Source organism: Streptomyces sp. NPDC097619 (assembly GCF_040302735.1).
In the GTDB taxonomy this organism is placed as follows: domain Bacteria; phylum Actinomycetota; class Actinomycetes; order Streptomycetales; family Streptomycetaceae; genus Streptomyces.
On sequence record NZ_JBEOSD010000028.1, the window covers coordinates 13,899 to 23,499 of the forward strand.

Genomic DNA, 9,601 nt, shown 5'->3' on the forward strand with positions numbered 1-9,601 from the left:
CCCCACTCGACGGCGCTCCCGTCCGCCCACCTAACCGGGGAACTCGGACAGGAAGGGATCCCGAACGAACGACGCGGAGCGGGCGACGCAGAGCACGGAAGGCAGACTGGGCCCCATGGACTCAGGACTCGCCGCGCTGCTGGGCGCCGCCATCGGCTCCCTCGCCACCCTGGCCGCCACGCTCGTCAACGGCCGTGCGCAGGACCGGTCCCAGCACGCCCAGTGGACCCGTCAACACCGGCGGGACTCCTACGCCGGGTACCTCAGCGCGCTGCACGACCGCGACATCGCCATGGACGCCGTCCTGAACGCGCTGCGTCCGCCCGTACCCGACCTGCCCGACGTCGAGGCGAAGACCGTCCGCTTCGTCACCTTGGCCCGGGAGGTCCACCGGGCCGGCGAGGTCGTGATCCTCGAAGGCCCGGCATCGGTCGCCGAGGCCGCGGCCCGCATCACCCACGCCTCCGCCGCCCTCTCGGAGGTGATGCGGCGACTCGCGGAGCACGCCCGAGCGGGGGACACCACGTCCAGGGCCGGAGACCTCGCCCTGGCCGCCGAGCGGGAACGCGCCCTGTACCAGACGATCAAGGACTTCCGCCTGACGGCCCGCACCGCCCTGGGCCACACGGACTGACCCGCCCGGACCTCGGGGCTTCAGGAACGTCACTTGCTGGGAACGTCACTTGCTGAAGACGAGCAGCCGCAGTCCCGGCGGGGTCTCGATCGTCGATCGGTACGCCATGCCGGCCTCGCCCGCGAGCTCGCAGAGCTGGGCGGCGGTCTGTTCGTCGTTCCAGTTGTGGACGACGTTGACGAGTGTGTACATGTCCGCGCCGGCCGGGAACCGGAGCACGCGACCGAGCAGGTCCGGGTCAGTGCCCGTTCGCTCGGCCGGCGCGAGGACGGTGTCGTGGCCTGCGGCGATGTGGTCGGCCATCCGCAGAGTGGCGGCAGCGCGGAGCGCGATGGGGGCGAGTCCGCTCACCGCCTCGGCGAATTCGAGGTCGGCGGTCACTTCTGCACTCCCGAGAGGTCCGTGTGTTCGTCGTCCGTGATCCGGGTGTCCAGCAAGAGCCGGTAGTGCTCGCTGGTGTGCACCAGTTCGTCGTGGCTGCCCGTTGCGACCACCTCGCCCTCGTCGACGACGAGGATGCGGTCGGCATCGCGCACGGTCGAGAGGCGGTGAGCGACGATCAGCACTGTGACGCAGTCCCCGTGGAGCCGGCGCAGTCCGTCCATCACCGTCTTCTCTTCTCCGCATCGAGGCTGGAGGTCGGCTCGTCGAGAAGCAGGAGAGCGGGCCGGGGCAGCAGAGCCCGCGCAATCGCCAGGCGTTGGCGCTCGCCGCCGGGCAGCTGCGACCCGTGCTCGCCCACCTGGGTGTCCACGCCGTCGGGCAGGGTCTCGACCCAGTCGTGAAGGTTGACCTGGCGGAGCACCCGGTCCATTTCGGCCGCATCCGAGGGACGACCCATGCACAGGTTCTCCCGGATCGTTCCGTGGAGCACCGGGGCATTCTGCTCGACGAGCGACACGAGTTGACGGCATCGGACGCGGGTCAAGTCGGCTGCATCGTGGCCGAGATAGCTGATGGTGCCGCTGGTCGGCTCATAGAGCCGGCAGATCAGCGAGAGGATCGTCGACTTGCCTGATCCGGAGGTGCCGACCAACGCCGTCCTCGACCCGCGAGCAAGCTCGAAACCGGCTCCGTTCAGCGCGGGTCTGCCCTCATAGGAGAAGCGGACGTCAGCGAAGGCGAGCGCTGGTGCGCCCGGGACGGCTACGACGATCGCGCCGGGCGTGCCCTCGTCGGGCTCGGTGGGCAGATCCAGCGCCTCCTGCACGCGTTGGAGGGCTCCCAGGGCCCGCTTGAGCGTGGTGAGGCCTTCCAGCAGGTTGCCGAGGGGCATCACCAGGTAGGTGGCGTACAGCAGGACGGCGACCAAGTCGCCGAGTTCCAGTTCACCGGAGGCGACGCGCATGCCACCGACCACGAGTACGAGGAGGAAGGAGCCGGACGCGGCGAGCTGGATCGCGGGCTGGGCGGTCGCCGCCAGGCGCGGGCCTCTGACGCCCGCGTCGAACGCCGCGTCGGCTGAAGCCAGGAGCCGGTCCGTCTCCGGCTTCTCCGCCTGGTGGATGCGGATGGTCAGGATCGCGGACAGGCTTCTTTCGAGATCCGCGGTCAGCACACCCACTGCGGCCCGAGACTGCTCCGCCGCTTCCCGAATGCGGTTCAGTCCGACGGTCACCCCCAGCGCAGCGACGGCGAAGACGCCCATCACGACCAGGAACAGGACGGGGTCGATGGCGACTATGAGCGTGGTCGCGCCCGCGACGGTGAGTGCTCCCACCGTGATCTCCACCAGACCACGGGTGACGCTGTCCCGGAGTGCCGAAGTGTCACCGGTGGTGCGGAGATCAGATCTCGGCTGCGATGGGTGTGGAGTACGGGCAACTGCACGCGAAGGAGCCGCCGAACGAGCAGCTGCCGCAGCCTGCGCACGACGCTCTCGCCGGTGCGTTCGAGGAGGTAGCGGCCGGCCGTGTCGATCAGTGTCTACGCCACGAAGAGCAGGGTGAGCGTCAGCACCAGGCCGGCGATGGGCTCGGACGTGCGGACGCGGTCGATGATCCGGCCGGCGAGCACCGGCTGCACGAGACCGAGCACGGCGGCGGCGATGACCAGAGCCACCGCGCCGACGACGAGCCCCCGGTGCGGCCGGAGCAGACGGAGGAGTGCCGCGAGGCCCACGGGCGCGGGCGCGTCCCGACTAGGAGACATCCGCGGCCCCCACGTGGATGAGCACGCCGTATGCCGTCGGCGTCCCCGGCTCGGCGACGACCCTTCCCTCCGCTTCGAGCCAGGCATGTGCCGCGAAGGGCGGCGTCCGGCGGACACCCACGTTCCAGTCCGGCCACCTGCCCTCGGCCCGGCACAGGAGCGCCACCGCGATCGACCGGGGCAGACATCCCCGCCACCCGGCACAGCGGGGGCCGGCGGCGGCTACGGCACGGTAGTGGGCGTCCGCCGTCTCGTACTCGGCCTGTCGGGAGCCGCCCGCCGCCAGCCGCATGACGGAGCGGATCCGATGCGGGGGCATGCGCGCCAGGAGCAGCGCGGCCAGGACGGCGGTCCTCACCTTCACCCGCCGCCGTAAGCTGCCCGGCTCCCGGTCGGGCACGGTCATTTCGGCGCTCACGGCTGGACCAGCTCCGCATCACGGAGTTGGGCGATGAGCGCTGCGACATCGGAGGCGGCCTGCTCTTCGGCGATGTCGTACTCGGCCACGAGCTTCCTCGCGAGGTGCGCCGCGACGTGCTGCTCGATCAGACCGGTCACCACGTCCGTGCCCGTGGGGTTCAGCTGGAAGTAGGCGCCGGTGCGCTCGTCGAGCAGGACCGATCCGTATTCGGTGGGCACCATCGAGATGTGGTCGTACAGCTTGAAACCCATGAGAATCTCCTGTCTCTGCTATTCGTGTTCCAGGCTGCGGAGCCACAGCTCGCAGGCCACGGTGGTGAGCAGTGCGCCGTCGTCCAGTTCGGCGGAGGCCGGGCGCGCGCACAGGTCTGACAGGCACTGCCCGTCGACCAGGCCGAGTTCCGCAAGCCGTGAGTCGGACCAGAGTCGGTCGAGGTGCGGCGCGTGGGTGCGCAGGCCCAGGGCCAGGTCCATGCTTCCTACCCCTTTGGGGTCAGCCCCTATCCGGCAGACATGGAGGCTCCCATGGAACTCTCGGCATCGCTCCCACCGGGCCGAGCAGCGGTACACGTTCGCGAGGTGCCGGCCGCGTACACGGCGGGAACCCCCGTACCCGGACGAGCCATTGCCGTGGCCCTGCCCCGAGGAAACGACCTCGACGACGACGTCAGACAGCTTGTCGCCCTCTCGGACCGGCTGCGGGCTCACCAGGGAGGCGCATGATGCACGCCGTGATCTCGGCGGGGCGGATGGTCGCCGGCCCCGGTGGGAGGTCGTCTTCGACGGAGCCGTCCACGGTCGGCAGGGCGTGATCGTAGACGCCGGACCACGCACAGAGGTCGACGCACGCGTCGAACCCACGGTTTCCCGCCTCAGCTTTCCCAACGGGACGCTGCTGCCCGGCCTCTTCGACGCACACGTCCACCTCGCGCTCGACGCCGGGTCGGATCCCGCGGAGACCCTGCACACCGCTTCCGACGCCGAGCTCTCCGCGGGAAGGGCGATGCGCGCGGAGCAGCTCCTCTCCACAGGGGGGACGACCGTTCGTGACCTCGGCTACCGGGGAGGGCCGGCGGTCCGGCTGAGGGACGAGATCACGTCCGGCCGGAAGCCCCGCCCGCGCGTCCTCGCCGCCGGAACGCCGCTGACCGCGCCCGGCGGGCACTGCTGGTTCCTCGGCGGAGAGGTCGCAGGCGAAGCCGCGATCCGCAGCGCCGTCCGCCGCAACGCGGCGAACGGCGTCGACCTCGTCGTCGTCGAGGGCGACCCCCTGAGCGGCCTGAGCGCCCTGCGCTCGGTCCGCCTGGTCCTGGCCGAAGGCCGGCCGTTCGGCCCCGGGACTGCGCTCTCGGACCCGCCCGATGCCCGGGACCGGTAAGCGCATGCCCCCGAAGCGCGACTCAAGACGCCCACCCGGAGAAACGGCAGGTCAGGCCTCGTCGCGGATCGGTTCCAGGATCGCCACGCACTCCACGTGGCGCGTCATCGAGAAGGCGTGGAAATGCAGGCGGCCAACGAACTGGCAGTTCAGCGCCCACACCGCCCCCCCTTCTGGGGCGTCGTGCGTCATACGAGCGTCAGCGGCCGCCGAGCTGTCTCGTGCGGCAGCGGTCTCCTTGTATGCGTTGGCCGCGTGGGAAAGCCGCGTTCGCACACGAGCGGCCCGCGAAGTCGTGAACAGTAGACACCTGGGTCCGGGGCAGCGCGGCGCCGCGGCCGGCTCCGCCCAGTAAGGCCGTCTAGCCGGAGCTGGCTGTTTCACGCCAATGACCAGCAGGTTTCGGAAAATGACGGGTTCGCTGCTGGGGGTCCTCGGTACCCTCCCCCTTCCGTGTGTCCGCCGCACGGGAGATCCAGGGGGACGAAGAAGCGTGAGCACCACCACCGACCCGGCCGCCGTCGGTCACCGCATCGCCATCGTCGACGAGGACCCGCTGCGCGCCCGGCGCGAGGCTCGCGAGCTGCTCGCCGTCCTCGCCGAGGTCGATGGGGATGCCGCACTCGACATCCCGCAGCCCCGGGCCGAGGACGAGTCCCTCAAGGGCGGCCCGGTCACCGACTTGATCGGGCTGGTCTTCAGCGGGGGCTCTCTCGTTGCCGCCGGCATCCAAGTGTGGCTGGCCCGCGTCCCCCAGCGGACCGTCGTCATCACCCGGGCGGACGGGGCGACGCTTCGCGTGTCCGGCAAGGAGACCCGGGCCGACAGCGAACTGATCGACCGGTTTCTCGCCGGCGGTGCGGCCGAGACCCGGGACGAGGGCGAGGGCGGCGGCGAGGCGGGTCCGGGCGCGCAGTGAGCGAGAACGACCGGTACGCCATGCTCATCGGCGTATCCACGTACGACAGCGACCGCTACCACGACCTGCCGCCCGTCCGGGCGGACCTGCACTACATGCGGGCGGTGCTGGAGAGCACCGAGATCGGCATGTACAACGACTGCGCGATGGTCGCCGAGCCGACCCGCGCCGAAATGCTGTACGCCGTCGAGCAGTTCCTGGAGGAGCGACAGTCCAGCGAGACGGCCCTGTTGTACTTCAGCGGCCACGGCCAGTTCTGCGAGGCCGACGGGCAGTTGTACTTCCTGACCCGGGACGCCGATCCGGACGACCTGCCGGGCACGGCGGTCCCCGCCGAGTTCCTGGAGCGGATGCTGCAGTCCTGCCGGGCTTCGTCCAAACTGGTCCTGCTGGACTGCTGCTCCAGCGGGTCCGTCGTCCAGGGCTGGACGGCCAAGGGCGGTGCGGACACCGCTGCGCCGCCCGCGCCCAGTACGCTGCTCCGCCCTGGCGGCGTGTACTTCATCACCGCGTCCGACGCGCTCCAGGCCGCGTCCGCCATGGCTCCGGAAGGCTCCTCCCTCGGCACTTCCCGGTTCACCGGGGAGATCGTGGAGGGCCTGAGGAGCGGGCGGATCAAGGAAGGCGGCTGGATCACCCCGGACGACCTCTTCGAGTACCTGACCGCACAAATGGTGATCAAGGGTGTTCCCGAGGAGCAGCGGCCGACCAAGTCCACGATCAGGGCCACCCGTTCGCTTCCCTTCGCCCGCTCGGTAGCCCGCCCCGTACGCCTTCCCGAAGCGCCGCGCGATGCCGCCGCCGACACCCGGACCGAGGTCTCTCCCGCACTGCTGAAGGCACGTCGGCTGGCGTCCGAGGACGCCGGTAACGGCATCGATCCTCAGCGGCTGCTGCGGTACTACGCGCACTGTCTCGGCGCCCAGGCGGCCACCGGGATGCTGCCCGACCGCGACAGCGGCCGGGGTTCCGCGTACTTCCTCCTGGGCCAGGGCCCGGAATCGATCCAGTCCGGGCTCGAACACTCCTTCCCCGCCCCGGGACAGTTGCCCAAGCCGAAGAGCACGGGCGCGCAGGCCGACGGGGCCGGGCTCCAGGAATACTGGTACGGCTATCCCGCGATCACCCTTCCCGAGCACGGCGGGGACGGCCGCAGGCGGGCGGCGGTCCGGATCGCGCCGCTGCTGGTCCAGCCGATGGAGCTCGCCCCGGACGAGAGCGGCCGCGACCTGCTGCGACCGAGCGGGGTACCGTCGCTGCACTCCGGGGTGATCACCGAGCTGCTGTCCGACGACGAGGCCGCCGAACTGCTGGCCCACTGGCAGCCGAGCTGGCAGGAGGGCAACGGCACCCAGATGGTCAAGGCGGTGCGCGAGCTCCTGACCGATCTCGGGGTTCCGGAGCTGGAACCCCTCGACCTCGCCTCGCTCAGCGAGCGGTCGGTGATGGACTCGCTGCGACCGGGTGCCCACAACGCCGCCGTGTTGCTGGCGCCTTCCGGAATGGAGCGGGTCGCGACCGAGGGGCTGGTCGACAACCTGCTCCAGATGTCCACGCGCGTCGGCCAGATCGCCGGCACCGCGCTGGAAGCACTACTCGCCGGCGACGACCGTCGCACCGGCACGGATCATGACGTGACGGCCGTGACGGTCGTGACCCCCGGCCCGTGCAACGAGATTCAGGAGCAGGTGATCTCCTCGGCGATGACCCGCCGGCTGACCGTAGCGACCGGCCCGCCCGGTACCGGCAAGAGCGAAGTGGTGACGGCTGTCGTGACGACCGCCGTCGCCGCCGGCCAGTCCGTTCTCGTCGCCTCGACCAACAACGAGGCCGTCAACGTGGTGGCGGAGCGGTGCGCCGAGATCTCGCCCGGCCTGCTCATGCGGACCGGGAACGTGGAAGCCCGGGAACGGGAGGCCGAGAAGCTGGCCGCACTGCTGGCCGAACCGGTCGAGTCACCGCCCCGGGGGTCCGCGACCGTGGCAGGTGAGCTGCGCAACCGCCACGCGCGGGCGGCCGCTCTCCGGACGGAGGCGGCGGGGCGGATCGGCGAGGAGGCTCGCCTGCTGGAACTGGTCCGGGAGCGGGCCCGTCGGGCGGACGCTCTCGCGCTCCCCGTACGCCTGCTGGAAAGTACCTGGTCCGCACAGGAACGGGCTGCTCTCGCCCGCTGGGAGGAGCGCGCGCGGAGGGCTGCCCGTGCCGGATGGCTGACACTCGGCGGGTGGCGCCGAGGGCGCGCCCTCAGGGCCTTCATGGCTGCGTCCGGCAACGACGGACCCGGGGCTTCGTGGCCGGCCTGGTCCTCGGAGCGCCAGGTCCCGCCCGAGCTGCTGCTCGGACTCGCGGAGGCCGTGGCGGTGGAGCGGACCCTGCGGGAGCTCGTACCCGCGCATCTGGCCTGGGACGAGGAAGCACTGAAGCGGGCCCGGCTGGAAAGCTCCGACGCGTCCTCCGCCGTGTCGAAGGAGCTTGCGCAGTCCGTGGCCGCCGAGGCCGTGGCGCGGGGGCGGTCGCTGATGAACCAGCGGCTCCAGACACTGCGCAGGCGCTCGGGTGTCCAGAAGAGCCAGCGCAATCTGATGGCACATCTGAAGGCCTGGGCCATCAGCACGCACTCGGTGCGCCAGCTCGAGCTCGCCCCCAAGCTCTTCGACCTCGTGGTGATCGACGAGGCGAGCCAGTGCTCGATCCCGTCGGTACTGCCGCTGCTGTTCCGTGCGAAACGGGCACTGATCATCGGCGACCCTATGCAGCTCGGGCACATTCCCGGGATCAGTCCGGAGCAGGAGCGGCAGGCCCGGATTCGCGCGGGCCTGACCGCAGCACAACTGGAGGACCGCCGTCTGGCCTACCACGTGTACGCCTCGTACCACGCGGCGGCGCAGCACGGTGAGGCCGCACTGCTGCTCGACGAGCACTACCGGTGCCATCCGCAGATCGCTGACGTGGTGAACGGCTACTGCTACGCCGGCCAGTTGCAGGTCCTCACCGATGTCCGGAGGCAGGTTCCCCCGGTCGATCCGGCGGGGGTGGCCGAACCGGTTCCGGTGCTCGGCTGGGTGGACGTGCCGTTCGGTGAGTCGGCGGCCGGCAGCGGTGGCCGGTCCTGGCGCAACCAGGCCGAGGCGGACCAGGTACGACAGCTGGTGGACGAGTTGTTGGAACGGCTGCCCGAGGACGCCACAGTCGGGGTGGTGACACCCTTCCGCGCCCAGAAGGAGGCCCTCTCCCGGGCCTGGGCCGGCGAGACCCGGGTCCGGGTCGGCACGGTCCACGCCTTCCAGGGCGGTCAGCGCGACGTCATGGTGCTGAGCCCGGTCGCCACGGACAACACCCCTCCGAAGACCACGCACTGGGTCGCGAGCCAGGTCAACCTCTGGAACGTCGCGGTCACCCGGGCCAGGTCGCAGCTGATCACGGTGGGGAGCCAGGGCTTCTGGCAGGGGCAGGCGGGCCTGCCGGCCCTGCTCGCGGCCCGCTCGACAGTGCTGGGCAGCGGAGCGTCGACGGACGATGACATCGACGCCGGCCCGACGCACGGGCCCGCCATTCGCGAGGAACTGGCCGACCAACTGCAGGAATATTTCGGCGCTCTCGGCATCAGCGATCTGGAACGCGCGGCGGTGGTCGGCGGCCACACCGTGGACCTGGTGTTCACGGTGAACGGCGAGAACACGGCGGTCCTCATCGACACGGGCCCCGCACCCGGTCAAGACCCGGCCCGCCACCTGCGCCTCACCCACGCCCGCGGCGACCTGCTGATCGGTCTCCCGTCCGGCGGCCGTGGCGCAAAGCCCGCCCCGGTGACCCGAGCAGTCCGCCTCCCGGCCTGGCGGGTAGCGGCGGGCCCGGCCCTCCTGGACCGGCTCTTCGCCTGACCTTGTGGTCGAGTTGATGCGCAGAACACGCATCGCGTCGCTGATGGCGGTGTCAGGATGGGGCGGAATCCTTCTTCACGCCATGGGGGCCGAGTCGTAGGATTCTCCAATCAGGACATCGGCGGGTCTGGAGCAGCCGGGGCGGCGCTCTCCCGGGAGCAGCTCTCCTCGTGTGGCCATCGGGGAACGCAGTTCCTCCCAGGCCTCGGCGAGCGAAC

At 70.9% G+C, this 9,601-nt stretch carries 12 protein-coding genes and 1 pseudogene; 4 read left to right on the forward strand and 9 right to left on the reverse strand.

The genetic code is table 11. The features are described 5' to 3' along the window. Positions 1–115: 115 nt before the first annotated feature. Complete coding sequence (locus ABTZ17_RS10820; RefSeq protein WP_352195220.1) at positions 116–634, forward strand: proline dehydrogenase; 519 nt, start codon at positions 116–118, stop codon at positions 632–634. Positions 635–679: 45 nt separating this feature from the next. Here ABTZ17_RS10820 and ABTZ17_RS10825 read toward each other — a convergent pair whose 3' ends face one another. The 8 genes and pseudogenes from ABTZ17_RS10825 to ABTZ17_RS10860 form a co-directional block, all read right to left on the reverse strand. Beyond that, complete coding sequence (locus ABTZ17_RS10825) at positions 680–1,015, reverse strand: hypothetical protein (RefSeq protein WP_352195221.1); 336 nt, start codon at positions 1,013–1,015, stop codon at positions 680–682. After that, entirely contained in the window at positions 1,012–1,239 is a 228-nt protein-coding gene (locus tag ABTZ17_RS10830) for a hypothetical protein (protein WP_352195222.1), read from the reverse strand. The genes ABTZ17_RS10825 and ABTZ17_RS10830 overlap by 4 nt, the downstream gene beginning before the upstream one ends. After that, the gene (locus ABTZ17_RS10835; protein ID WP_352195257.1) at positions 1,239–1,910 is read right to left on the reverse strand and encodes an ATP-binding cassette domain-containing protein; all 672 of its coding nucleotides are present in this window, start codon (positions 1,908–1,910) and stop codon (positions 1,239–1,241) included. Before ABTZ17_RS10835 ends, ABTZ17_RS10830 begins: the two co-directional genes overlap by 1 nt. Before the next feature lie 3 nt (positions 1,911–1,913). Beyond that, positions 1,914–2,405, reverse strand: a pseudogene (locus tag ABTZ17_RS10840) (ABC transporter transmembrane domain-containing protein); the annotation flags it as partial. 155 nt (positions 2,406–2,560) lie between these two features. Continuing rightward, positions 2,561–2,785: a hypothetical protein gene (locus ABTZ17_RS10845; RefSeq protein ID WP_352195223.1), complete on the reverse strand. Its 225-nt coding sequence runs from the start codon at positions 2,783–2,785 to the stop codon at positions 2,561–2,563. Next, on the reverse strand, positions 2,775–3,149 hold the full coding sequence (locus tag ABTZ17_RS10850; protein ID WP_352195224.1) for a lasso peptide biosynthesis B2 protein: 375 nt from the start codon (positions 3,147–3,149) through the stop codon (positions 2,775–2,777). Before ABTZ17_RS10850 ends, ABTZ17_RS10845 begins: the two co-directional genes overlap by 11 nt. A gap of 50 nt (positions 3,150–3,199) precedes the next feature. After that, complete coding sequence (locus ABTZ17_RS10855; protein ID WP_352195225.1) at positions 3,200–3,457, reverse strand: lasso peptide biosynthesis PqqD family chaperone; 258 nt, start codon at positions 3,455–3,457, stop codon at positions 3,200–3,202. Between the two features lie 18 nt (positions 3,458–3,475). Further along, a complete protein-coding gene (locus ABTZ17_RS10860; protein ID WP_352195226.1) occupies positions 3,476–3,679 on the reverse strand; it encodes a hypothetical protein in 204 nt (67 codons plus the stop codon). A 334-nt stretch (positions 3,680–4,013) separates the two neighbouring features. Between ABTZ17_RS10860 and ABTZ17_RS10865 the strand changes: the two genes are divergently transcribed. Beyond that, positions 4,014–4,583 carry an amidohydrolase family protein gene (locus ABTZ17_RS10865; RefSeq protein WP_352195227.1) on the forward strand — a complete coding sequence of 190 codons (570 nt, stop codon included), beginning with the start codon at positions 4,014–4,016 and terminating at the stop codon, positions 4,581–4,583. 51 nt (positions 4,584–4,634) lie between these two features. Here the strand turns inward: ABTZ17_RS10865 and ABTZ17_RS10870 are convergent, their stop codons facing one another. Continuing rightward, a complete protein-coding gene (locus ABTZ17_RS10870) occupies positions 4,635–4,775 on the reverse strand; it encodes a hypothetical protein (protein WP_352195228.1) in 141 nt (46 codons plus the stop codon). A gap of 301 nt (positions 4,776–5,076) precedes the next feature. Here ABTZ17_RS10870 and ABTZ17_RS10875 point away from each other — a divergent pair, with 301 nt between their 5' ends. Together ABTZ17_RS10875 and ABTZ17_RS10880 are read left to right on the forward strand one after the other, a co-directional pair. Beyond that, the gene (locus tag ABTZ17_RS10875; RefSeq protein WP_352195229.1) at positions 5,077–5,502 is read left to right on the forward strand and encodes an effector-associated constant component EACC1; all 426 of its coding nucleotides are present in this window, start codon (positions 5,077–5,079) and stop codon (positions 5,500–5,502) included. Continuing rightward, positions 5,499–9,383 (forward strand): caspase, EACC1-associated type, encoded by a 3,885-nt coding sequence (locus tag ABTZ17_RS10880; RefSeq protein ID WP_352195230.1) that lies wholly within the window; start codon positions 5,499–5,501, stop codon positions 9,381–9,383. Before ABTZ17_RS10875 ends, ABTZ17_RS10880 begins: the two co-directional genes overlap by 4 nt. Positions 9,384–9,601: the final 218 nt, after the last annotated feature.